15 protein-coding genes are annotated in these 25260 nt (G+C 49.7%); 5 read left to right on the forward strand and 10 right to left on the reverse strand.

Features of this window, described 5'->3' with window-relative positions:
* Nucleotides 1-15 precede the first annotated feature (15 nt).
* The 3 genes from BF9343_RS20225 to BF9343_RS20235 all read right to left on the reverse strand — a co-directional run bounded on the left by BF9343_RS20225 (nt 16) and on the right by BF9343_RS20235 (nt 4781).
* Nucleotides 16-1953: a DUF3857 domain-containing protein gene (locus tag BF9343_RS20225; protein ID WP_010993731.1), complete on the reverse strand. Its 1938-nt coding sequence runs from the start codon at nt 1951-1953 to the stop codon at nt 16-18.
* A 409-nt stretch (nt 1954-2362) separates the two neighbouring features.
* Complete coding sequence (locus tag BF9343_RS20230) at nt 2363-2824, reverse strand: HU family DNA-binding protein (RefSeq protein WP_005791311.1); 462 nt, start codon at nt 2822-2824, stop codon at nt 2363-2365.
* Between the two features lie 583 nt (nt 2825-3407).
* Nucleotides 3408-4781 (reverse strand): aminopeptidase P family protein, encoded by a 1374-nt coding sequence (locus BF9343_RS20235; protein WP_010993732.1) that lies wholly within the window; start codon nt 4779-4781, stop codon nt 3408-3410.
* A 264-nt stretch (nt 4782-5045) separates the two neighbouring features.
* Here BF9343_RS20235 and rpoN point away from each other — a divergent pair, with 264 nt between their 5' ends.
* The 5 genes from rpoN to BF9343_RS20265 all read left to right on the forward strand — a co-directional run bounded on the left by rpoN (nt 5046) and on the right by BF9343_RS20265 (nt 10222).
* Nucleotides 5046-6524 carry an RNA polymerase factor sigma-54 gene (gene rpoN / locus BF9343_RS20245; protein ID WP_005791309.1) on the forward strand — a complete coding sequence of 493 codons (1479 nt, stop codon included), beginning with the start codon at nt 5046-5048 and terminating at the stop codon, nt 6522-6524.
* 23 nt (nt 6525-6547) lie between these two features.
* Nucleotides 6548-7228, forward strand: coding sequence for a phosphatase PAP2 family protein (locus BF9343_RS20250; RefSeq protein ID WP_005791307.1), 681 nt, complete (start codon nt 6548-6550; stop codon nt 7226-7228).
* 30 nt (nt 7229-7258) lie between these two features.
* Nucleotides 7259-7639: a glycine cleavage system protein GcvH gene (gene gcvH, locus BF9343_RS20255; protein ID WP_005791306.1), complete on the forward strand. Its 381-nt coding sequence runs from the start codon at nt 7259-7261 to the stop codon at nt 7637-7639.
* A 191-nt stretch (nt 7640-7830) separates the two neighbouring features.
* A complete protein-coding gene (gene purE, locus BF9343_RS20260) occupies nt 7831-8337 on the forward strand; it encodes a 5-(carboxyamino)imidazole ribonucleotide mutase (protein WP_005797496.1) in 507 nt (168 codons plus the stop codon).
* A gap of 4 nt (nt 8338-8341) precedes the next feature.
* Nucleotides 8342-10222 (forward strand): 4-hydroxy-3-methylbut-2-en-1-yl diphosphate synthase, encoded by a 1881-nt coding sequence (locus tag BF9343_RS20265; protein WP_010993733.1) that lies wholly within the window; start codon nt 8342-8344, stop codon nt 10220-10222.
* Nucleotides 10223-10414: 192 nt separating this feature from the next.
* On the opposite strand, the gene BF9343_RS20270 is transcribed toward BF9343_RS20265, so the two are convergent.
* The 7 genes from BF9343_RS20270 to BF9343_RS20300 form a co-directional block, all read right to left on the reverse strand.
* Entirely contained in the window at nt 10415-11188 is a 774-nt protein-coding gene (locus BF9343_RS20270) for a carboxylesterase family protein (RefSeq protein WP_010993734.1), read from the reverse strand.
* Nucleotides 11189-11200: 12 nt separating this feature from the next.
* Nucleotides 11201-12922 carry a family 43 glycosylhydrolase gene (locus BF9343_RS20275; protein ID WP_010993735.1) on the reverse strand — a complete coding sequence of 574 codons (1722 nt, stop codon included), beginning with the start codon at nt 12920-12922 and terminating at the stop codon, nt 11201-11203.
* Between the two features lie 21 nt (nt 12923-12943).
* Nucleotides 12944-14236 carry a glucoamylase family protein gene (locus BF9343_RS20280; RefSeq protein ID WP_005791295.1) on the reverse strand — a complete coding sequence of 431 codons (1293 nt, stop codon included), beginning with the start codon at nt 14234-14236 and terminating at the stop codon, nt 12944-12946.
* Between the two features lie 233 nt (nt 14237-14469).
* Complete coding sequence (locus BF9343_RS20285) at nt 14470-15957, reverse strand: RagB/SusD family nutrient uptake outer membrane protein (RefSeq protein ID WP_063936101.1); 1488 nt, start codon at nt 15955-15957, stop codon at nt 14470-14472.
* Between the two features lie 139 nt (nt 15958-16096).
* Nucleotides 16097-19093, reverse strand: a complete 2997-nt coding sequence (locus BF9343_RS20290) for a SusC/RagA family TonB-linked outer membrane protein (protein ID WP_010993737.1) — start codon at nt 19091-19093, stop codon at nt 16097-16099.
* Between the two features lie 746 nt (nt 19094-19839).
* Complete coding sequence (gene bglX, locus BF9343_RS20295) at nt 19840-22134, reverse strand: beta-glucosidase BglX (RefSeq protein ID WP_010993738.1); 2295 nt, start codon at nt 22132-22134, stop codon at nt 19840-19842.
* A 177-nt stretch (nt 22135-22311) separates the two neighbouring features.
* Nucleotides 22312-25155, reverse strand: coding sequence for a hypothetical protein (locus tag BF9343_RS20300; RefSeq protein ID WP_010993739.1), 2844 nt, complete (start codon nt 25153-25155; stop codon nt 22312-22314).
* Nucleotides 25156-25260: the final 105 nt, after the last annotated feature.

A 25260-nucleotide genomic window follows, 5' to 3' on the forward strand; every position in this document is an offset into this window, starting at 1 on the left:
GTGACGATCATCTTTTTAGAGTTTAACAATCAAATAATCCGCAAAGCTTTTGTAGGCATTCACCGCAGCACGGAATCCTTCCCAGTCGGCTGCCCGATAGATGCGCTTCTTCAAGGCGAGTTTCTGTTTCAGCACCAGTTTGTTGCCAACCTGCTGCAACGAGCCTTCGAAGTCGGCTGCCGGAGCGGCCTTTTGTTCGCTGCGCGGCTCTCCCGCCAGGCGATATCCCCGCGGCAGGGCAATCGTTTCGTCCAATTCGACCAGACGAGAGCAAGCATCACGGAAGCCGTATTGGCGGGTTTCCAAGCCGGTATCGATGCGCAGGAACGAGAGAACGCTCGCATAGAGGTTGTTCATCACCATCGGTTTCAACAATAATTCCCGGTCACCGACCAGCGCATAGTCCGGTATCTCGTAACGGAACGTGATGCGAATGGGGCCTGTCTGATAATCCTTCGGCGCCTTTCCGTAGTCCACTCCGAGCATACGGGCTTTGGGAGATACGTTGAGCAACTGGCTTTCCATCGTGCTTTGCCATTCGGTCTGCCAGCCCTGCGTAAAGATGCGGCGGATGCTGCTGTCCGACTGACCTTCGGCGGTGATGGTAAACGAACCTTTCAGCGTGCCCTTTGCATCGATTTTGTTATCGGCAGTGATGCGGACATAATGATTCTCGGGAGCCGAAACCGGAGTCAGGCACAAGTCGGAACCTCCCGGAATGCCGGGCAGATAGTTCTGCTGCTGCTCGGCACTGCTCCACAACTCGCGGCAGAAAGGAACCCAGGTAGGATCGAGGGGCATATACGTCCCATTCGCCAGCTTCACCACTGCCACACAGTGGTTAAAGTGATCGGCAGGGATGCTTTCGATGCGGCTTCCCGCCATCGTCATGGCCGGATAGGCCTCAAATCCCGCCATACGCAGGAAAGAGATCAGCGTGCCGGCAATGTCCTTGCATACTCCGCAGCGGTCGGTGTAGTTCATCTTCGTATTATGGAGCGTAAAGCCCTCGCCTTCGCCCATGGTGATGCCTGCATAACGGATATTATCGGCTACCCAATGGGTCAATACGGCGATTCTCTCCATTTCGGTCTTTTTTCCCTTTATCAGTTCGTCCACTTTCTTCTGAGCCTCGGGCAGTGCGGCAAAACTGCCGTATGCCTCGTTCAAGTCGTGAAACCAGAGCGACTTATCCTCCCATTTCGGGGTAGACGACATCATCAGCTTCGGGGCTTCGTCAAAAAGATCCATCATATTGGGCTCTTTCCGGAAAGGAAGCACTTCGTCCACGGCAAACGTATATACCTTTCGCCCGTCCTCATAACGCATTGACGAGGTACAGGCACCGTTATAGAACTGGAACTGAAGCTCTTTTTCCATCGGCATACTGACAAGGTATACCTTGCGGCGGGTGGGTTCATTCACCCAAAAAGGAACAATGTCGTAGAACTGCCCGCGCATGGGCGGAATGAAACGCGCGTCATCATCTTCAGCTCCTGCCAGCAGAGCATAAGTAAAGCCTTTCTTACTGATTTCGTAGGAAACGACATCTCCCGGCTCCAGGCGTCCGAGTTCGAGCATGATCTGACGGGCTCCCCAATAAATAGCCCTTGCCGGAGCGGCATAATCGCAGGTCTTGGTCACGTCCACCTGTATGGTTTCGCCGTTGGCACGCTGCACGGTGACTTGCTTGAAACGGGCAAAGGCCGTCAGCGGATCATAATCATACTTGATCACATGGTTATTCACTGCCCCTTTGGGAGTCTGTACTTTAAACGATTTGTACACGGCAAAACTTCCGGAGCCGTTTGGCTGCACGGTTACCGAGGTACTGTCCAGCAGGGTCACGCAGTCAGCTTCGCTCCATGCATTCTGCCCGGCGGCCGGGAGACACATTAAGATTGAAAAAGCACAGCATGAAGATGCCCGGAGGACATTTTTTAATTTACGCATAGTTTATGAATTGAATATTTGTGAATGGTTTTATCGTTTTTCTGTCTGTAACGGACAAAAGTAGTGTATCGATGCATAAAAAACAAGAATTATCAGAAGAAGTAGAGAGAGAAAGAAAGAGAAAATATCCGGCAAAAAAACGAAGCTCATATATTGTATAAATATAGCACCAAGACAGCCAAACAGAAAGAATAAAGATATATTACCAATCCGCCAAAGCAAGCGTTTAGTCCCTTTTAAATCATCGCTTAAGCGATGATTTTTCAAGATTTAAATCTTCCCCCGCCAAGACTTAAGTCTCGAGATGGAGGCCTTTTTGAGAGATTTTTCAGAGAAAGCCTATTTGTAATAAAAAAAGCCGCTGTTCCCAGCGGCTTATCTAAAGTTATAAATAAATATTTTATACTGACTATGCAGTAGGATCATCCACGATTTCACCGCTTGGATCCTTCTCTTTAATCACATCATTTGTATTTGTTAATGAGACACTTCGGGTTAACGCACAACGACTCAGCACTAAGTCAGTCTCTTCCTTAGCAGAAAAGCGTAGATTGATAGCCTTTATTTGTGACGCTTTCGCCTCATCAAGCGTTTTCACGCCGGTGCTGCTCGCAGTCAGATTAAAAGTACCCAAATGCGGAATATCAACACTTTGCCCGTCTTTCAGATAATTGATGACAGCCGCTCCCAATTTCGAGAGTACTCCCAGGCATATAGCCTCTTTTATTCCGGTGATCTGGCTCAGATAATTGACAAACGTATCCTGATCCACCATTCCTCTGTTTTTTAAAACACAATAATACAGCTTTTCAGAATCTTTATCTCTCAGATCACTGTTTCGCAACGCCAAGTTATAATACAATCCACTCATGTTTTTATAGGATTAGTAAAGGTTAGTATTAGAAAATTATTTAATTCTCCCAAAGGTATGCCCTTAAAATTTTAAAAACAACTCTTTCTTCTCTTTTTTTTCAAAAAACAACAAAAAAAAGATTGCCCGGATTCACATCCAAACAATCTTTGTCAATTAGAAAAATTCATTAATATTATCTTATTATAAAAGAGATCTGCCACCCCGATTCACATCTAAGTGACATCATAATGCTATGAAAAAAAAAAGTTAAGTTATCTCCGTATAATGTCTTATCAGAATCAGTAACATTCTTATTTCGTAAACGGCAAATATCCGTTTCAATGACTAAATTCCGCCTAAGACAGTAAACGATTCAGATTTTCAACAAAAGTATCTTATTAAAATCAGAAAAACAATCCTTTCCTGATTTTATTTAAAAAAATCGATAAAAAAAAGATTGCCCGGATTCACATCCGGGCAATCCCATATTAACAAAATTTAAAATAAATCGACCGGATCACTATCCGGACATAATAAAAACTTAATATGTATTACCTGGATTCACATCTTAGTAATACTTCAACTAATGAAAAAAAAAAAACTATCTTAACGCTTCCACCTCGTCCGGTGTCAGCGGAATCTTCTTTCCTAAGCGGCGGGCACCTGTCTCGGTTATCAGATAATCCTCCTCATTGCGGATGCCTCCGAAGTCTTTGTAAGTCTCCACTTTATCGTAATTGATAAAGTCGGTGAACTTCTTCTGGCCCTTCCAGAGATCTATCAGTTCGGGAATAAAGTAGATGCCCGGCTCCACGGTATGTACAAAACCCGGCTCCAACGGAATGGCCAGACGCTGCGACTTACGGCCGAACTGCGTGCTCTTGGGCTGTCCGTTATAGCCCACCCAGAGTTCACCCAGATTCTCCATGTCATGCACGTCGAGCCCCATCATGTGTCCCAGCCCGTGAGGATAGAACAAAGCATGTGCACCCTCGCGCACGGCGTCTTCGGCATTTCCCTTCATCAGCCCGAGTCCTTTCAAACCTTCGACCATCACACGTGCCGACAAGTCGTATACATCCATATAAGGAATACCCGGACGAAGTGCTTTCACCGACTCCAGGTGCATGGCGTTCTGTATCTCGTAAACCTCGCGCTGGCGCCGGGTAAACTTTTTATCGGCAGGAACGGTAGACGACATATCGCCTGCATAACCCATCTCCGTTTCTGCGCCGGCATCGATCAGGAACAGATCGCCCGGCTTGACGATATTGCCATGATAATGGTTGTGGAGCGTCTGTCCGTTCACCGTAGCGATGGTAGCAAACGAAAGGTCACCCCCTGCGGCATGCGCCACGGCTTCCATGGCTGCCGATACTTCCCACTCGCGCATCCCGGGACGCAGGATCTTCATGGCCGTAATGTGCATATCCGCCGTAATGTCGCAGGCCTTCTCGATTTCGACAATCTCCTCGGCCGACTTGTAGTTACGCTGCGCGATCACCGCACGGATAAATGGCACCGAACCCTCCTGACGCGCGGAAGGCACTCCCAGCCAGTCCATCAACTTCAGTTTATGCTCTGCACGGTAGGGCGGCAGGTAATGGATGGCCTGTCCCTTCTGTACCGCCTTGTGCAGATAGCTCACAATGTCGGCCGAAGGCATGGTGATGTCCACTCCCACCCGCTCACTCTTTTCCTTCAGTGTGGGCTGAGTCCCCATCCATACGATATGATCGATGGTCAGTTCATCACCGAATATAATTTCCTTATCTTCATCAATGTCGATTATAGCCGAAAGCCCGGCAAACGAAAGGCCGAAGTAGTAGAGAAAGGTAGAATCCTGACGATAGCGGAACGTATTGTCCTCGTAGTTCAATCCACACTCGTCGTTTCCCAGAAACAACAGTACTCCGGAGCCTAATGTTTTTTTCAGCAGGGCTCTGCGCTGCGTATATGTCTCTTTGCTGAACATAATGGTATATATTAAAGTTATGATGGCAAAGATAGGAACAAAGGATGAATTGACAAAGGAGATAAAGCAAATAAGATTCGCAGCAGAGCAATAACCGTCCCGCCATGGAAGAGGCCGGGAATATCTTTCCGGAACACCCCCTCCATGTCTTCCCCGCTCCCTCCGGTTTTTCCTTTAACTCCTTTTATCGGATAAATCATTTCGCTATATCGAACAATTCATTACTTTTGTAGCGAGAAACAAAAACTGTAAAGCATTAAACGTATGGCACAAGGTTCCCGTCAGATACAATCGCAGGCGCAGCAGCAGATACAAACGCTCTCACCGCAGCAGATTCTGGTAGTGAAACTACTGGAGCTACCGGCTGTGGAACTGGAAGACCGTGTACATGCCGAACTGCTGGAGAATCCCGCCCTTGAAGAAGGCAAAGAAGAAAGCACCTCCGACGAGACCACCCCTGCCGAAACCTCCGAAGGAGAGACGGAAGGCGATACGGACTATGACTCGCTGAGCGACTATCTGACCGAAGACGACATCCCCGACTATAAACTTCAGGAAAACAACCGCTCCAAAGGCGAGCAGGCAGAAGAGATTCCGTTTTCGGACGCGACGTCATTCTACGAAATCCTGAGAGAACAGCTCGGCGAACGCAACCTGACCGAACATCAGCGCGAACTGGCGGAATACCTGATCGGTTCGCTGGACGACGACGGCCTGCTCCGCAAATCCCTCGAAAGCATCGGTGACGAACTGGCCATCTACGCCGGTATCAACGCTACGGAAGAGGAACTGGAGGAAGCCCTGAGAATCGTACAAGATTTCGACCCTCCCGGACTGGGCGCACGCAGCCTGCAGGAATGCCTGCTGATACAGATCCGCCGCAAAAAACAGTCCCACTGCACAGACCCTCTGCTGGAGACGGAAGAAGAAATCATCAGTGAATGTTACGAAGAGTTCACCCGCAAGCATTGGGAAAAGATCATCAAAAAGCTGGGACTGGACGAAGAACACTTCTATAAGGCACTTGAAGAGATCACCAAGCTCAACCCCCGTCCGGGCGCATCGCTGGGTGAAGCCATCGGACGGAACCTGCAACAGATCGTCCCCGATTTCATAGTAGACACCTACGATGACGGAACCATCAACATCAGCCTCAACAACCGCAATCTGCCGGAGCTGCGCATGAGCCGCGACTTCACGGAGATGGTCGAGGAACATACGAAGAACAAGGCCAACCAATCGAAAGAATCGAAAGAGGCCATGATGTTCCTCAAGCAGAAGATGGACGCCGCACAAGGCTTCATCGACGCCGTGAAGCAACGCCAGAATACATTGATGACCACCATGCAGGCCATCATCGACCTGCAACGCCCCTTCTTCCTCGAAGGCGACGAGTCATTGCTCCGCCCGATGATTCTGAAGGACGTGGCGGAACGCACCGGGCTGGACATCTCGACCATCTCACGCGTCAGCAACAGCAAATACGTGCAAACGAATTACGGCATTTATCCCCTGAAGTTCTTCTTCAGCGACGGATACACCACCGAAGACGGTGAAGAGATGTCGGTACGCGAGATACGGAAGATCCTGAAAGAATGCATCGACAGCGAGGACAAAAAGAAACCGCTGACCGATGACGAACTGGCCGAAATACTGAAAGAGAAAGGATATCCCATCGCACGCCGCACGGTGGCCAAGTACCGCCAGCAACTCAACATTCCGGTAGCGAGACTGAGAAAATAAAAAAGCATAATAAAAGAAACAAAATGGCTGAAGAAGAGAAGATAGAGCAACATATCATAGCTGACAGGACACTGATCCGTACGGCCAGAATCATTTCGGGAATACTGACTCCATTCTCTATCCCCTTCCTGGCTTTTCTGGTATTGTTCCTGTTCTCTTACCTACGCATCATGCCGTTGCAGTACAAACTCATCGTATTGGGAATTGTCTACTGCTTCACCATCCTGATGCCTACCATGACCATCTTCCTGTTCCGCAAAGTGAATGGCTTTGCCCGCCAGGACCTGAGCGACCGTAAGAAACGCTATGTACCGATCCTGCTTACCATCATCTCGTACGTATTCTGCCTGATGATGATGCACAAGCTGAACATTCCCTGGTACATGACGGGCATTATACTGGCTTCACTGGTGGTGCTGGTCATCTGCATCATTGTCAATCTGAAGTGGAAACTGAGCGAACACATGGCAGGTATGGGCGGCATCGTGGGCGGACTGGTTTCGTTCAGCGCGCTGTTCAGTTATAATCCGGTGTGGTGGCTATGCCTCTTCATCCTCGTGGCGGGGATATTGGGTTCGGCACGCATCATCCTGCAACATCACACCCTAGGCGAAGTACTTGCCGGCTTTACCGTCGGTTTCGTCTGCTCACTGCTGGTGCTCCATCCGCTCAGCAATGTTTTGTTCCGTATATTTTTATTTTAAACATAGTATCAATCCTAAAAACTAATCATTATGAACTTCCCACAGAATGTAAAGTACACTAACGAACACGAATGGATCCGCCTCGAAGGCGATGTAGCTTATGTAGGTATCACCGACTACGCTCAGGAGCAACTGGGCGACATCGTATTTGTCGATATTCCTACTGAAGGCGAAACACTGGAAGCGGGAGAAGTGTTCGGTACGATCGAAGTAGTTAAAACAATCTCTGACCTCTTCCTGCCCGTAGCCGGTGAAGTGGTAGAACAAAACCCGGCACTGGAAGAGAATCCGGAATTAGTGAATAAAGATCCGTATGGCGAAGGCTGGCTCATCAAAATGAAACCTGCCAATGCAGCAGACCTTGACAACTTGCTGGATGCCGAAGGATACAAAGCAGTGGTAAATGCATAAAGGCTTTCCCGATTCATTCATTACCACTTGCTTAGTCTTGAATGGTCTCACCACAGATTACACAGATTCTCACAGAACTTTTAATCTTATTATCGATAAAGTAAATCATTAATCTATGAGAATCTGTGTAATCTGTGGTGAAGTTGATTCATTCCATCTCGTTATCAATCAATCTCAAAAGTAGAATAAATATGACTCCAATCGTAAGCATTATCATGGGTAGCACTTCCGACCTTCCTGTCATGGAAAAGGCCGCACAGTTGCTCAACGATCTCCATGTACCGTTCGAAATGAACGCCCTCTCGGCTCACCGCACTCCCGAAGCTGTGGAAGAGTTTGCCAAGAATGCCCGCTCACGCGGCATTAAAGTAATTATTGCTGCTGCCGGTATGGCTGCCCATCTGCCGGGCGTGATTGCCGCATCGACCCCGCTTCCGGTCATCGGTGTACCCATCAAATCGTCTCTTGACGGAATGGACGCCCTTCTGGCGATCGTACAGATGCCTCCGGGGATTCCTGTAGCGACTGTGGGTATCAATGGCGCACTGAACGCCGCCATCCTTGCCGTACAAATGCTTTCATTGGAAGATAAAGAACTCGAAACAAAATTCATAGCCTATAAAGAAGGACTGAAAAAGAAAATCGTAAAGGCTAACGAAGAACTGAAAGAAATTAAGTACGAGTTTAAAACAAACTAAAAAGATGGATTTATTCAACTACTCCCGACGGGAAACTTCGGAAGTGAATATTGGGGCCGTTCCGTTGGGCGGCCCCAATCCTATCCGTATCCAGTCGATGACAAATACCCCCACACAAGACACCGAGGCTTGTGTGGCCCAGGCAAAGCGCATTGTAGATGCCGGCGGAGAATATGTCCGTCTCACTACACAGGGGGTGAAAGAGGCCGAAAACCTGATGAACATCAATATCGGCCTGCGCAGTACCGGCTATATGGTTCCGCTTGTGGCCGATGTACACTTCAACCCGAAAGTAGCCGATGTAGCGGCACAATATGCCGAGAAAGTGCGTATCAATCCCGGAAACTACGTAGATCCCGGACGCACTTTCAAACAACTGGAATATACCGACGAGGAATATGCCGCCGAACTGCAAAAGATACGTGACCGCTTCGTCCCCTTCCTGAATATCTGTAAAGAGAATCATACAGCCGTCCGTATCGGGGTGAACCACGGCTCACTGTCCGATCGCATCATGTCACGCTACGGTGACACGCCGGAAGGTATGGTAGAGTCGTGCATGGAATTCCTGCGCATCTGCGTAGACGAGAAGTTTACGGATGTCGTCATCTCAATCAAAGCATCCAACACGGTGGTAATGGTAAAGACCGTACGCCTGTTGGTATCAGTGATGGAACAGGAAGGCATGTCATTCCCTCTCCACTTGGGTGTTACGGAAGCCGGCGACGGAGAAGACGGACGTATCAAATCGGCTTTGGGCATCGGCGCATTGTTGGCTGACGGGCTGGGCGACACGATCCGTGTCTCGCTGAGTGAAGAACCGGAAGCCGAGATTCCCGTGGCACGCAAGTTGGTGGACTATATTACAAGTCGCCGGAACCATCCGTACATTCCCGGCATGGAAGCTCCGGATTTCAACTACCTTTCTCCGGTACGCCGTAAAACACGGCCGGTACGCAATATCGGCGGAGACCATCTGCCCGTGGTACTTGCCGACCGCATGGACGGACGTATGGAGACCCATCCGCAATTTACACCGGATTACATTTATGCCGGACGTGCTTTGCCCGAACAGACAGAACCCGGAGTTCAATACATCCTCGATGCCGACGTATGGAAAGGAGAACCTGATACGTGGCCTGCCTTCAATTATGCACAATTGGAGTTAATGGAAACATGCGCAGCCGAACTGAAATTCCTCTTTACCCCTTACATGGCGCTTACCCGGGAAGTTGTCGCATGCCTGAAGCAACACCCCGAAGCAGTCGTTGTCTCACAAAGCAACCACCCGAACCGTGTAGGCGAACATCGTGCCCTGGCACATCAACTGACGGTGGAAGGATTACAGAATCCGGTTATCTTCTTCCAACACTATGCCGAAGATACAGCCGAAGACTTGCAGATCAAAGCCGGCGCGGATATGGGAGCCTTGATCTTTGACGGATTGTGTGACGGAATTTATCTCTTCAACCAAGGCAAACTGAGCCATGCAGTGATTGATGCCACTGCTTTCGGAATTCTGCAGGCAGGACGTATCCGTACCAGCAAGACTGAATATATTTCTTGCCCGGGATGCGGACGAACACTGTTCAACCTGCAAAGTACGATTGCCCGCGTCAAAGAAGCCACCTCGCACTTGAAGGGGCTCAAGATAGGCATCATGGGATGCATCGTCAACGGACCGGGCGAAATGGCAGACGCCGACTACGGTTATGTAGGAGCCGGACGTGGCAAAATCAGTCTCTATAAACAGAAGGAATGCATTGAAAAGAATATTCCGGAAGAAGAAGCCGTAGAAAAGCTGATAGAACTGATTAAAGCAAACGGGGACTATGAAGAGAAGACTTCTTCCCTGTCCTCTCCCAAAGAAAAGGAAGACAAATAGTTCTTGCGGACGATGGATAACCGTTACCTCAAAGAGAGTGTATCATAGTTCACCACAGATCGCACAGATTTACACAAAACGATTTTTAATCTACTGACAATCAATAATATTTATCTGTGCAAATCTGTGTAATCTGTGGTGAATACGAATTTTGACTTCCTCTTTAAATAGTATACTTAACTATAAAGTTCTTTATCTCTTACGCTGAGCAAAGAGCCACTCCATGAATCCGGGATAGTTGAAAGCCGGATTCCAGCTTCCATGATTGCAACCGGGAAACTCAATATATTCCACTTCCGCTCCCAAGTTCTTCAACGCTTTATAAGCCTCACGCGAGCCTTCTACAGGCACTACATTGTCGGCATCACCGTGAAAAATACGGAAACGAACATTTGCTGCATCGGCCAGACGCACCGGATTCACGGTCCCGCAGATGGGAACGGCAGCAGCAAACGTATCGGGAAAACGGACAGCAAGATCGTACGTCGCCATGCCTCCCATAGAAAGACCGACCACATAGATACGGTTACGATCCACCTGAGGCAAATCAAGATAGGTATCCAACAACTCTTTTACTGCACGCAGTACAGGAGTGATCTCTTGTCCTACCGGCATCTCCGAAGGAATAAAGGAAGAGGGACGGGAGGTATACGCCCAATAGTCTTTTTCGGGACATTGAGGTACAAGGACAAATGCCGGATACTTCTCCCGGTTCACCGGATTGAGAAACATCTGACCACCATGTGTCAACTGCTTCTCGTTATCACTCCCCCGCTCACCGGCACCGTGCAGAAAGAGTACCAAAGGATATTGCAGTCCCGTCTTTTCCACCTCCGGACGAAGTAGACGGTAATTGAGAGAATCACCCCGGGAAGAGATAAAAACTTTCTTTTGATACATCTCTTGCGAACGGGCACCCACGCCCAAAAGAAAGAGACTGATAAAGAAAAGGACAAACTGTTTCATGGTTATTCGGTATTATTCTACATATTTAGTTTCGGAAGGTAAAGATACACCATTTTCGTTAAAGGCTTCCACAGCAAAATAATAATCCTGATCGATAGTCAGCGATTTCATCTCCAACTCATTGCCACCGTACACCATCCACGAACTGTATAACTTATCAGGGGCGATCCCCCACAGGACGTTGTATCCCTGAGCCCCTTTCACCGGCTCCCAGCGAACAGTAACATCACGACGGTCGGTGTGCCGATCCAGAGCCAGCTTTTGAGGTGACCGGGGAGCCTTGCCGAACCCGAGTCCGAATACACGCAGTTCAGAAATAGCCAGATTCGGAGTAGGTACGTCTATATTCTTATAGCGGATATAGCGTGCGGTAGTCGGGACTTCAAGTTCTACATAGTCATTCGGCGTATCCTTATAGCTGCTCCGGCGATCGACCAGTATATTCCAGGTCTCCCCGTCGGAAGAGCCCTCAATCACATAGCGGTGACGCAATCCGGGAATCCGACCGTATAGATTACTCCGATAGTCGTGATAATTCACTTGTACGGCACAGACACGGGCAGGTTTCTCCAGGTCGATCAGTACCCACTGACGTTCATCATTTGCTTCCGCCAGCCAGAAAGACTTGGTTCTTTCATCCGTCAATGCATCCGGTCCGAACTCACCTTTCGCAGTAGATGCCGTCACCGGTTTGCGATAAGAAAGGAGCATCCATCCACGAAACTGCCCCTTCTTGCCGGGTACGGCCGGAGCATAGCGGGGATAATCACCGAAGCGGGTGTCCACGTACATAATACCGTCTTTATCGAATCCGGCAGGAAACATGCAGAGCCGGCGTTCCCAGTTGACGTTGATGGAAAGAGCCATCGAAGCAAAATGCCAATACTCTCCGCCGGGTCCCTGAACCGTACTGCCGTGTCCGGCTCCGTTCATATATCCCCCCGGTTTGTATGACACGGGATTGTGCTTCTGATAGGTGTAAGGCCCCATCGGATGATCGGCTACATAAACACCGTCGGCATAGACATTGAATTCTGTACCGGGAGCACCATACTGCATATAATACTTCCCATTGTACTTGGTCAGCCACGGGCCTTCGATATATCCTCCTAAAACGGTATCGCTATGATTCTCACCGAAACGTTCCCAGCCGTGGCGCTGCATGTCGAGATTGAAAAGCTCCTTCACTTCTCCTTTCGGAAGGAACCGGTGATTCTTATCCAGTTCCATACCCCGGATGGGATAAACATTGGACGAACCCCAGAACATATAGGCTTTGCCATCGTCGTCGATAAAAAGATCGGGGTCCTGCAGGTTATGAAGGATGGCGGGTGTAGCTTTCCATTCGCCGCTCTTCGGATTGTCGGAATAGAGAATACTCATAGAACCCGAAGGATCACCGGTGACATAAAGCACTGAGTCTTTATAGTTATGAGCGGCCGGAGCGTTGCTCCCCTGCGGATACCAGTCTTTGGGGACGATAAAATCCCAGTCCAGCAGATCTTTAGAGTGCCAGTATCCATTGGAACGGGTGACGAACATATAATACTCTCCACGGAACCTGACCACTGCCGGATCGGCACCCGAGCGGTAGGAAATGTCCTTGTCGGAGTTATAGATCATATAGGTATAATCTATGTTCAGCGGGTTGCAATAAGTATCTTGCCGCATGTCTTGCGCAAGGGCAAGGGTGGGAGACCCCAAAGCGAGTAAAAGAAGGAATAGTTGTTTCATGGTTGTAATCTATGGTATATCTTATTCTTCTGAGCCGAACCCCAGTCTCTTCAATCCTCTCTGTACATCGGGATGACTCATGAAGAGTTTCCATATCAAGCCTGAGCGATAGTTTTCAATCATCACAATAATCGGTCCCTGATCGATGGCGAGATAAGAGGAAGCAAACCAGTTTTCTGTCAGGTTGAAGGCATCCTTAAAGCCATATTCTCCCCACAGGCGGTCGCCCAATTCTTCGTAGAAATAACGCATAGCCTCCAGAGAATGTTCCGGAGTATAAGGAATGGAAGAGATGGCTGCGGTCGGGGTAATCACTCCCAAGTCGTTCTGCGGGCAATGTGCTGAGTAACCCTGATGATTGTCGCTCGCTGTCAGTCCCCAGCATTTGCGGCCGTATCCTTTATACTTCTTCGGATTATCGATGCAATAAGCACGGTTGATCAGGGTATGTGCTTTCATCTGCTCACCGTAGTCGGCATAACTGTCTTTGAGTCCGCGCGGATCGAGGCCGAGATAGGAATAATGTGTAAAGAAGAGAGGGCCGCCAAAGTCGGTGCCCAGGGGCAAGCGGATGCCGTAATATTCTTTTCCGTTCTTGAATGTAATAGAGTTGGCCCACCCCTTATGATACACCGATTCACGAATCGGATAAGTAGGCGAAGAAGCCGCCAGAATATAAGTGATATGGCACTCGTTCTGCCCTTTCAGCTGATGGTTCATCGCCCATCCGTTATTGGGTGACCAATGCCAATAAAGCACATCTTCACCTCCACGGGTGAACCAGTCCCACTCTGCCTGATGCCACAGGGTATTGATCAGCCCTCGTATCCGATTCTCTGTCGGATTATCGTGAGTGAAATACTGGTGTGCCGCCAGCAGTCCTTCGAACATAAAGGCAGATTCTACCAAATCGGCTCCATCGTCTTTCCTGCTGAAAGGAATGGTCTTTCCGGTAGCCCCGTCCATCCAATGTGCCCAGATGCCATGATAGCTATCGGCTTTATTGAGGAACTCCACTATTTTGAGCAGCCGCTCAGCGCCTTGCTCACGGGTGATGAACCCACGTTCCACACCGACTATAATTGCCATTACCCCAAAGCCCGAACCACCGATGGTTGCTATCTCGAGACGGTCATTGCTGCGCTCACGGGCCAGACCGGACTCGGGATGGGCAAAATCCCAAAAGTAACGGAAAGTTTGTTTCTGGACAAGAGTCATCAACTCATCATCGGTCAGTCTCGGCTGTTTGCCTGTAGCGGTGGCTTGCAACGTACAAGCACAGATCATAAGAAGAAATAAAAGGGTATGTTTCATTGTTGTTGTTAATTCAAGATTTTATCCCCCGAGAGGGCGTGTCGAGACTCATTTTGGTGAATAATGACACGCCCTCAGGTGGCTGCACGTCAGAGACACGGAGATTCCATCGTGCAGTGGGGATAGCGGCTTCCGTTGCCGCAAAGGGCAATCGGAAAGACGCTGTGTGTAATCATGGAATTGATATTATTGGAATGATTCTATTTTAATGAACTGGTTATACATGTTTCATATCAGTTTTTGAGGACTCCCTGCGAGATATCCACCTGCTTCTGCGGGATGAAGAACGTTGCATGTTTTGCTATCGAGAAGTTTGTCTTCCCGTGTGCCTTCATCATCTTCTCCGCATAGCCCGGCACCACCTTGTCCGCACGGATCAGGTCGAAGAAGCGGTGTCCCTCCAAAGCCAGTTCGATGCGGCGTTCGTTCCAGATGATCTCGCGGAGCTTCTCTTTACCGGTTTCCGTAATCTCGGGCAATCCCACTGTCATATCCGCCGGATGCACCGTTCTGCGGGCACGGGCGCGCACCATTTCCAGCTTGTCGAGTGCTTCCCGGCTTTCGCCCAGTTCATTGCAGGCCTCGGCATACATCAGCAGTACATCGGCATAACGCAGGAAGATCAGGTGACAATTCTGTTTGGCAAACGAGTTCTCGTTCCAGTAACCGGTAGGCCAGATGGTCTTTTTGTTGGCACGGGGCGGCACTTCTTTCTTGAAATGAATCTCGCCCTTTCCCTCCAATGTCTCTCCATCGTAGAAAATGGTTGCCGTGCGTCGGGGATCTCCCGCTTCATAGGCTTGGTCGAGAGCTTCGGAAGGAGAGAACATCCCCCAGCCCATCTCACCGCGAATGCCCTGCCATTTCACATACTCCGACTCGAGGTTGCGTTCGGTCGATTCGCCCCAGAGGTATTGGTCGGCAAGCATCACTTCGTCCGAATAGTAAGAGTTCGGATTGAACAGGTCGCGATAATCCCGATGCAGGCTATACTCGCCGCGGGCAATCACCTGACCGGTGTATTTCTTCACGTTGGCATAGTCCTGGCGGAAGAGATATACCTTGGCCAGCAATCCTTCGGCTGTTCCCTTGGTGGCGCGTCCCGACTCTTTCGCACCCCACTCCTGACGGGTAGGCAGATGCTCGGCTGCATAGGTCAGGTCTTCGATGATCTGTTGATAGACAGCCTCTTCGGTTGCACGGGGCTGATTGTATTCGCCGGGCTGCAACACCTTGGTCACCAGAGGCACCCCGCCGAAGGCGCGTACGAGATTGAAGTAGAAGAATCCCCGGAAAAAACGGGCCTGGGCGATGCACTTCACCCGGAGTTCTTCGTTCTTCACCGCACCCAGATTGTCCAGAGCCACATTGCATGAAGCGATAGCTTTATAATTGCCTTCCCACCAGCCGTTGATCTCGGAGGTAGAGGCGTCGTAAGTAAAGTCGTTGAACTGGTTCAGACGTGCCACACTACCGTCCGCCAGTTCGCTGCCTGTATCGGAGTTATCACCGGGTAGCTCGGTGATGGCAAACCATGAGAATCCGATGATGTCCCACGCCCGGAGTTGGGTATAGATGGCGTTAATACTCATCAACGCGCCTTCTTCTTCGCCGAAGAAGACATCTTCGGTCAGCTTTCCCTGCGAATCTACATCGAGGAAATCGGCACAGGAAGAAAGGGTCAGTGCCGAAGCCAGTAATATTGAATATATCTTTTTCATTGTAATGGTTTTGGGTTCACCACAGAGTAACACAGGGTCTCACAGAGTTTAATCTCATAGAATGTTTAAAAGGAAATCATCTCTGTGAGACTCTGTGTTACTCTGTGGTAAATCGTATTCATGTCTATATCATTTAATATTAGAAAGTTACGTTCAGGCCGAAGCGGCAGGTAGCTGTCACCGGATAGATCTGACGGTCGATGCCGCCCAGCACTTCGGGTGTGAAACCGTTATAGCCGGTGAAATAGGCCAGGTTGTTGCCGGAGAAGTAGACTCTCAGATTCTGCACGGATACCTTCTGCATCCATGATTTCGGGAAAGTATATCCCAGTTCCACCGTTTGCAGTTTCACGTACGAACCGCTCTCTACGTAGCGGCTCGACACCTGATAGTTATTGCCTTCCAGAGTCATTCGCGGTGTCATGGTATTTGGATTTTCGGGTGTCCAGCGGTCGAGGAAGGAGCGGTCCCAGTTGTCCGAACCGGAGAAACGTTCCACCTGCTTGGCATTGAATATCTTGTTTCCGAAGTTGCCTTGGAAGTCGATAGAGAGGTCGAATCCTTTCCAGAAAGCACTGATGCCCAGACCGCCGATGAACTTGGGAGTGGGACTGCCCAGATCCTTGCGGTCGTTGGCCGTGATGTATCCGTCACCGTCTACATCTTCGTATATCAGGTCGCCGGGACCTACGTTGTTCTGATACTGTTGTCCGGCATTTCCGGTGGCAGCGGCGGCACGCTCGTTGTAGTCTTTGATCTGTGCCTCGTTCTGGAAGATGCCGATCACGTTGTAGCCATAGAAATATTTAATCGGCTTTCCCTCTTCGGTCATCTGTACGGATTTTCCGGCGCCGATGTCACCGCTGGCGATGCGTTTGCCGCCCAGGCTGATGACTTCGTTTTTGATGGTCGTTCCTGTCAGACGGATACCGTACCGGAAGTCTTTCAGCGAATCTTCCCATTTCACGGTAAAGTCCACACCACTATTGCGCACCGCCCCCACGTTTGTTTCTACCGGGGTGAGGCCTACGGAAGCCGGTACATCCACCGTCACCAGCATGTCTTTCGTGTCCCTGCGATAATAGTCCAGTTCAAGTGAAAAGCGGTTGTTCAGCAGTCCAAGGTCGAAGCCGAGGTCCATCTGCTCCGAACGTTCCCAATGGACGCTCCGGTTGGAGAGTGACGTGATGGTTCCGCCGGGATAGAACACGCCGCCAAACACAGCATCATAGGACGGAGAGATATTGGCGAGCGCCCGGTATTTGTCGTTACCTATCTTATCATTACCGATCTGTCCCCAGCTTCCTCTGAGCTTCAGGTTGCTCAGCCACTGCACGCGGTCTTTCAGGAACGCTTCTTCGGAGACTCTCCATCCGGCAGCTACTGAGGGGAAGTAGCCCCAACGGTTGTCAGGACCGAACTTGGATGAACCGTCGGCACGGACCGAGACAGTCAGCAGATAGCGGTCCATCAACGCATAGTTGGCACGGAAGAGGTAAGACATCATTGTTTCGTGGTATCCGTTGTTGGCCACCGACTTGGAGCCGGCCGAAGCCTGGTCGAGATACCAGTAGTTTTCGTTATCGGAGAAGAAATCGCGTCCGGTGCCTTCCAGCAATTCGTAAACACGCTTCTGCGCCGTGATACCTCCCAAGAGGTTGAGCCGGTTCTTATCATTGATCTTCCAGTCATAAGTCAGCAGGTTTTCCCATAACCAGGTGAAGTCGCGGTCCCAGGTTTTGGAGAGGCTGTTGGTTTCGTTCTTCTGTGTTTCCGAAACGTAGTATTTCGGCACGAAGTTGCGGCGGCGTCCGTTGATGTAGTCGATGCCGAGGCTGGTTTTAAAGTCAAGCCCGTTCAGGATATTCCAGTTCAGGAAGGCGCTGCCCACGATACGTTCTTTCCAGTCGTCATTGTTTGTATAATGGAGTGTGGCGACGGGATTGGCAGAAGAGGCGCTTTCGGAATCCATAAAACTCCCGTCTTCATTGTAGGGACGCTTCACGGGACTGATGGTATAGGCAGCTTTCACCACCGCGCTGTTTTCGTTCTTCTTATGGCTGAAAGAGGCCGACAGATTGTGCCCGAGGGTCAGCCGTTTGCTGATCTTGTAGCTATTGTTGGCACGCAGGGTGAAGCGGTTGTAGGTGTTTCCGGTGATGATGCCGTCCTGCTGGTAATATCCAGCGCTGAGGTTGTAGCGCACCTTCTCCGATCCGCCGCTGACGCTGAGCTGATAGTCGCGTACGGAAGCCACACGGAAGATTTCGTCGAACCAGTTGGTTCCTTTGCCCAGTGAAGCAGGGTCGTCAAACTTGGGTTTTCCACCTGTGTTGACCAGTGCTTCGTTCAGCAGTGTCGCGTATTCGGTGGCATTGGCCATCTCGAAGCTGCTGTTGTTGAACTGGAATCCTTCGCTGGCGGTGAAGTTCACCACCGCTTTTCCTTCCGTTCCCTGCTTGGTAGTGACGATAATCACACCGTTGGCACCGCGCGAACCGTACATGGCGGTCGCCGATGCATCTTTCAGCACCTCCATCGACTCGATGTCGTGTGTGCTCAGGAAAGAGATGTCGTCCATAAACATTCCGTCCACCACATAAAGGGGATTGCTGTTATTCGTTGTGCCGATACCACGGATACGTACTTCGGGCGAGCTTCCGGGAGCACCGTTAGCCGAGATATACACACCGGAGACACGTCCCTGAAGGGCATTCGCCACGTTGGGAGTGGCAACTTTCGTGAGGTCTTTGCTCTTCACCGCACCTACCGAACCGGTCAGGTCGGACTTACGTTGTATACCATAACCGATCACGACAACTTCGTCTATCAATTGGTTATCTTCTTCAAGAGAGATATCCAGCTTCGAGGAGGCAGTCACCTTGACCTCCTGCGTTTTCATGCCGATATAACTGAAAACAAGAGTGGCGCCCGAAGGAACATTCGGAATAGAATAGTTGCCGTTAAAGTCCGTAATGGTTCCGGACGATTGACCTTTCAGCAGGATACTGGCGCCAATGATAGGCTCCCCTGTCTTTTTCTCGGTAACAACACCCGAGATGGTCAGACTGCCCTGCGCAAAAGAAAGCATGGAGAGCAGCAACATCATACATAGGGTAAACAGATTTTTTTTCATCGTTTGGTACTGATTTAAAATTCTGCTGCAAACTTAGACGGTAAATTGATGTAAGTCAAAAAAAGGGGTACTACAAGAGTACCATGCAGAAAAAAACAAGATTTCCACACTACTTCATCCCTACTGCAAAGGAATATAATTAATTAATATTCAATAAAATAAAAAATAGATTCTGAAAGGAGACCGGAATATGACTACTTCATCTGTTCTACTCCTTTCCGTCGATGAAATATTTGCTTTAAAGACTCCGGAGAGGGAAAAAGACTTTTTAGATTCTGCACTCCGGGATGAAAATATCAGAACCGGTTGGTGCATGAACAGGACTTTTTCCAAAAGGAAAAAGGAGAAGAAAAAACGCTAAGGACATAAGGTAGTTTTGTACAAATAAAGAAATAGGATTATACCTTATTTAATGTTCGAACTAATTACTAAAAGCTATATAAGAGCATTTCATCCATTAAAAATTGAGATCTCGACGATGATTTTTCATCATCGAGACGATGTCTTTCTGTCGTCTCGATGACAGCATATCGGTATCTGAGCGACAATTTTCATTTTTTTGAATTTTGTATAAAAAGAAAACCGCTACTTGTAGCGGTTTTCCGTATAATATATAATTATTTATGATTTAGTATCAGATTCTCTTTTCCGATCATGTTTTATCGTAACAGGGAGTACATTCGGATTGATTCTATGGTTCTACAAAGATAGGACAATAAATCAAAAATACAATCTTATTTTCTTTATTATTCTCCCTTCAGAAGAAATCGTGCCTTTTTTACATCCCGGCTGTTTCCGCCAATCATTACATCGAAATCACCCGGTTCGCAGACAAACTGCAAATCGTAATTATAGAACTTCAACAATTCCGGCGTGATGCTGAAGCTTACTTTACGAGACTCTCCGGCCTTGAGGAAAATCTTCTCAAAACCTTTCAGTTCTTTCACCGGACGGGTGACGCTGCCCACCAGGTCGCGGATGTAAAGCTGAACCACCTCCGCTCCGTCACGGCTGCCGGTATTGGTGACGGTAACAGTCGCCGTCAGTTCGCCATCAGCACTCATCTCCGTGCTGCTCAGGTGAATATCACTGTAGGCAAAAGTCGTATAAGACAATCCGTAGCCGAACGGGTAGAGCGGCTCGTTGCTCACGTCGAGGTAATTGCTGCGGAACTTCTCAAACCAACGTCCCTCTTGCAACGGACGCCCGGTGTTTTTATGATTGTAGAACAATGGAATCTGGCCTACATTTTGCGGAAAAGTAGCGGTCAGCTTTCCACTGGGATTGACATCGCCGAAAAGCACATCGCTGATGGCATAAGCGGCTTCACTCCCTCCGAACCATACGTTGAGGATGGCAGGCACGTGTTCTTCTTCCCAGGTGAGCACCAGCGGGCGACCGGTAAAAAGCACAAGCACAACGGACTTTCCGGTTTTGAGTAATTCCTGCAACAGCGCTCTCTGTACATCCGGCATCTCCAGGTTGGTACGCGAACTGCTTTCTCCACTCATTTCGGACGACTCGCCCAGTGCGGCGACAATGACATCGGCCCCGGCAGCTACTTTCAGAGCTTCGTCCAGAAGTTCGCGATCCGTACGGTTATCCCGGTGCAGTTCACGTCCGAACATGGTGGCACGCTTCTCATAGTCGGCATCGCCAATCAGATTACTTCCCTTGGCGGTTACCACTTTTGCCCGGTCACCGACTACTTCCCTGAGTCCTTCGACCAACGAGGGAGCGTTATCCAGCACAGCAGCTACGCTCCAGGTGCCCGGCATGTTGGAACGGGTGTTCGCCAACGGACCGACTACGGCAATGGTTCCTTTCTTGCTGAGTGGCAACACACCTTCATTCTTCAGCAGCACAAAGCTCTCCGAAGCAGTCTTACGGGCAATGGCACGGTGTTCCTTGGTGAAGATCTGCTTCTTGGGACGATTCACGTCGCAATACTTATAAGGATCGTCAAACAGTCCCAGCTTATACTTCGCTTCCAGAATACGGCGGCAGGCGGCGTCGATGGCAGCTGCGGATACTTTGCCTTCCTCCACCGACTTCTTCAGAGTGCCGCTGAAGGCATCGCTCACCATGTCCATATCCACCCCGGCATTCAGGGCGAGGGCAGCAACAGTCTGCTGGTCACCCATGCCGTGGTCTATCATCTCGTTGATACCGGTATAGTCCGTTACCACAAACCCGTCGAAGCCCCACTGTTTGCGTAGCACATCGGTCATCAGCCACTTGCTTCCGGTGGCAGGCACACCGTCCACTTCGTTGAACGAAGCCATTACGCTGCCGACACCTGCCTCGACTGCGGCCTGATAGGGCAGCATGTATTCATTAAACATACGCTGGCGGCTCATATCCACCGTATTATAATCGCGCCCCGCCTCTGATGCTCCATAAAGGGCGAAATGCTTCACACAAGCCATTATCTCGTCATTCCGGCTCATATCCTTTCCCTGGTATCCGCGTATCATGGCACGGGCGATGGCTGCGCCGAGGAACGGGTCTTCACCGTTTCCCTCCGACACGCGCCCCCAACGGGGATCACGACTGACGTCCACCATCGGGCTGAATGTCCACGAGATACCGTCGGCACTGGCTTCAACGGCAGCTATACGGGCGGACTCTTCGATGGCTTTCATATCCCAGGTACACGACAGGCCGAGAGGAATAGGGAAAATGGTTTCGTATCCGTGGATTACGTCCATACCGAACAACAAGGGAATGCCGAGGCGGCTCTCCTCCACCGCCTGCCGCTGTACTTCACGGATGCGTTCCACTCCTTTCAGGTTGAACAGTCCTCCCACCTCTCCGTTACGGATTCGTTTGGCTACATCGCTGCTTTTCGCCTGTCCGGTAGTGATCTCTCCGGTCACGGGCAGGTTGAGCTGGCCGATCTTCTCCTCCAGCGTCATCTTTTTCATTAACTGGTCGATAAAGCGGTCCATATCCCGGGGAGCCTTCTGTGCCTGTAACCCGGCGGCCACTACGACCAAAGAAGCGGCAAGCGCCTGCATTCTTCGTACAAAATGTTTCATGGTCTTTACAGTTTTAGTATCTATTTATGAATGTTCTGACTTTCCGGATGCAAATAAAACAAATCTGCGGCAAACAGACTCCATTTACCCATACGGCAAGAATACTGCAAACCGGGAAAAACAAAAAAAGAAGTACTGCATTGGTACTTCTTTCCATATCAAACAGTTCATTGCCAACTATTTGAACGCAATCATAAAATCCGTCAGGCTACTCTCCGGAGGAAGGCCCAGCTTCTTGCGCAGACGATAGCGGGCAGCATCGACACCTCTCACGGAGATGTTCATCAGCTTCGCAATCTCCTTTGTCGGCAGATTGAGCCGGAGCAATGCGCACAAACGCAAATCGCCGGAAGTCAGGTCAGGGAACTTCTCTTTCAGGTTTCGGAAGAAGTTCTCGTGGATGCGGTCAAAATTGGACTGGAACATGTTCCAGTTCTCTTCATCCGAAACCATATTCTGGTTGATCATTGAAAGCAGCTTATCCAGGTTCTTGCGCGTATATTGCCCCGAGAGTTTCTGCTGTTGCAACTCCTCTTTGAGTGAATTCAGAAATTCCTGATGCGCAATATTGGTCATCACTACCCCCGAAAGCTCTTTGCTTTTGAAACGGAGGTCGGCCTCGAGTTGCTCTTTCTCCAGTTCCATGATCTTCTTCTCCTGCTGCTCTATCTCCGCTTCGTGACGGGCACGTTGCCGCTCAATGACGGCATCTTTTTTCTTCTTGGTGTATACGTAGACTCCATAGAGCAGCCCCAGCAGCAAGGCCATCCCGGAAAGCGCATAGACAGCGACAGCCGGATACGAAAGATACCAGGGCCTCAAAATGCGGAACGGAAGGTCGACAGAGGAAATCACTCCGTTCTCGTCGTATACCTCGGCACGGAAACAATAAGAGCCGAACGGAAGACGGGTAAATTCTTTCTGCAAGTCCGGAAGCCCTTCGGTCCACTTACCGGAGGCGGACAGCCCTTCAAGCCGGTAGCGCACGTTCAGCGCAAAATCGTTGTAGACAGGATAGGCCAGGGAAATGCTGATATTATTGAAAGCTGAAGCTATCTCGTCGGTACCGGAAACGGGCAGTTGTATCCGCTCTCCCGTCTGCTCGTCGGATGCCAAAAAACCCGAAACCCACAAAGACGGCTTCTGACGTGACTTGTACAAACCGGTGCTGTCGGCAGCAATGCGGGCAAAAGAGTTGTTCAGGCAGAGGTAGGAGCAGTCGTTCCGCCTGTCGTATACCATCCGTGCCAGTCCTTCGATGGGAAGGTTGCCGAACATGGAGAAAGGTATTCTCCTCTCAACTTTAAAGTCGCTTACGGTACATCTCACCAGATAGGCTTCGCGGTCACTGAGAAACCAGTAGAGATCTCCCTTCATGACGTCGACGGTATGAATGCCCCTGAGCGTTGCCAACTGTTCGTTCATCGCTTTGTAGGGGATGATGGAATCTGCCATGTCATCGTAAGTGTAGAAGTTTCGCCCATCCGAGAAAGCGACACGCCCGTTCACCTTGAACAAATAGCAGTTTCCACCCTGATTGCCGGACAAGGAATCATACTGTTTCAGGTCCGTCACCTGCTTCAGCTCTTCATCGAGACGTAGCCGGTAGAGCCCCTTTCGCATGTGTTGCACCCAGATATTCCCATGAGCGTCCACTTCGATATTCTTCGCCATGTGACTGAAGTTGCCCACCGAGTTAGCGAAGTACCATTCGCCGGTAGCACTCTTCTTGTAAATATTCAAAAAGGTATAGGTGCCCTGTATCAGAAGTTGCTCGCCGTTGATCTGCGCCTGCCGCATACACATAGCCCCCCGCACATCGGAAAGAAGCCGGGCTTGCATGCCTTTAATCTGGAAAGTACCTTTATTATGACCGCAAAGCACCTGGCCGCCCCACTCTCCAATGGTCCATGCCTGCTCTTCAAGGCCCGGAACCAACTCCAGACGGGTATCTTCAAGCCGGTACAGTCCTTGATTGGATGCGATGTAAGCGTCCTTATCGCGTACCAGCACATCATAAACCATCCCGACTTTGCGGCGAACCGGCTCGAAATGGTAAATCAGCGAATTATTGCGGACATAGGCAATACCATTGTCAAGGGCTGTCCAGATATTATTGTCCATATCACAATACAGGCCCAGAACGGTATTATTCTCCAACTGGTTATCAGCATTCTCCTTCCAAAGCAAGTGTCCCTCTTTGCTGAAAGCATACAGCCCGTTGGAGATAGTGCCTATCACGTAACAAGAGTCTTTTGTCATTACCGCGCGATTAACAGTATGGCGCTTCAGTTCTTCATCACTATCAGTGTGCCAGGGGCGGATGCCGGAAGAAGTATGGATATATCCTCCGCTATTGCGGGTCAGCAACAACATTCCGCCGGGATAAGGCAACCCTGCCAGAACATCGCTATCACCCAACTCTTGACGAGAAATCAGGGGAATAAACTTATCGCCTGCAAAAGTACAGACGCCTCCATTGATCAGTTGGGAATACAGCGTGTCCCCGATCCGGAAAAGGTTCAGGGGAAGTTCAGGGCAACGGACTCCCTTCGTTCCCTTACCGTCATATATAAAATAGGATCCGAATGACTGGAAGATTATATTTCCTCCCTGCTCTACAATGGTCCATATCTCGTCATTATGGAAATCGAATCCTTTTACCTGCTCTTTCAGAGAATGATACTCCAGCAAGTTCAGGTCGTTCTGTTCAAAATAACCGAACTCTTCGAACGATCCGACATAGATCCGCCTGTCGGAAGCCACATAGACCGCACGCACAATACCCGAAGTCGGCAGTGGAAACAGCTTCCATCGGCTTCCGTCGTACCGGAGCAATCCACTGTTGTTGCCAAAGTACATCACCCCGCATTCATCTTGGGCAACCGCCCAGTTTTCATTTCCGGCATTATAGTCAAGAACAGAATAGTTGCGGACAATGGGTGAGAAAGGGACAGGACTCCCCAGGCAAGAAAAAGAAAAGGTACAGGCAAAAACTAGGAACAATAACAGATTCTTCATCAGTCAGTCGTCTTTAGAAAAATTCTTTGTGCGGAAAAAGCAGAGCTACCCAATCGAACGTTGATAGTTTGTTTTCACCACAGATAACCCGAATGCACAGAATGT

This window comes from Bacteroides fragilis NCTC 9343 (genome assembly GCF_000025985.1).
Taxonomy (GTDB): domain Bacteria; phylum Bacteroidota; class Bacteroidia; order Bacteroidales; family Bacteroidaceae; genus Bacteroides; species Bacteroides fragilis.

What these genes read in the sequence shown, in the direction of transcription:
- BF9343_RS20225 (WP_010993731.1), bottom strand. Translation starts at nt 1,953, where the DNA reads ATGCGTAAATTAAAAAATGTCCTCCGGGCATCTTCATGCTGTGCTTTT.
- BF9343_RS20230 (WP_005791311.1), bottom strand. Translation starts at nt 2,824, where the DNA reads ATGAGTGGATTGTATTATAACTTGGCGTTGCGAAACAGTGATCTGAGA.
- BF9343_RS20235 (WP_010993732.1), bottom strand. Translation starts at nt 4,781, where the DNA reads ATGTTCAGCAAAGAGACATATACGCAGCGCAGAGCCCTGCTGAAAAAA.
- rpoN (WP_005791309.1), top strand. Translation starts at nt 5,046, where the DNA reads ATGGCACAAGGTTCCCGTCAGATACAATCGCAGGCGCAGCAGCAGATA.
- BF9343_RS20250 (WP_005791307.1), top strand. Translation starts at nt 6,548, where the DNA reads ATGGCTGAAGAAGAGAAGATAGAGCAACATATCATAGCTGACAGGACA.
- gcvH (WP_005791306.1), top strand. Translation starts at nt 7,259, where the DNA reads ATGAACTTCCCACAGAATGTAAAGTACACTAACGAACACGAATGGATC.
- purE (WP_005797496.1), top strand. Translation starts at nt 7,831, where the DNA reads ATGACTCCAATCGTAAGCATTATCATGGGTAGCACTTCCGACCTTCCT.
- BF9343_RS20265 (WP_010993733.1), top strand. Translation starts at nt 8,342, where the DNA reads ATGGATTTATTCAACTACTCCCGACGGGAAACTTCGGAAGTGAATATT.
- BF9343_RS20270 (WP_010993734.1), bottom strand. Translation starts at nt 11,188, where the DNA reads ATGAAACAGTTTGTCCTTTTCTTTATCAGTCTCTTTCTTTTGGGCGTG.
- BF9343_RS20275 (WP_010993735.1), bottom strand. Translation starts at nt 12,922, where the DNA reads ATGAAACAACTATTCCTTCTTTTACTCGCTTTGGGGTCTCCCACCCTT.
- BF9343_RS20280 (WP_005791295.1), bottom strand. Translation starts at nt 14,236, where the DNA reads ATGAAACATACCCTTTTATTTCTTCTTATGATCTGTGCTTGTACGTTG.
- BF9343_RS20285 (WP_063936101.1), bottom strand. Translation starts at nt 15,957, where the DNA reads ATGAAAAAGATATATTCAATATTACTGGCTTCGGCACTGACCCTTTCT.
- BF9343_RS20290 (WP_010993737.1), bottom strand. Translation starts at nt 19,093, where the DNA reads ATGAAAAAAAATCTGTTTACCCTATGTATGATGTTGCTGCTCTCCATG.
- bglX (WP_010993738.1), bottom strand. Translation starts at nt 22,134, where the DNA reads ATGAAACATTTTGTACGAAGAATGCAGGCGCTTGCCGCTTCTTTGGTC.
- BF9343_RS20300 (WP_010993739.1), bottom strand. Translation starts at nt 25,155, where the DNA reads ATGAAGAATCTGTTATTGTTCCTAGTTTTTGCCTGTACCTTTTCTTTT.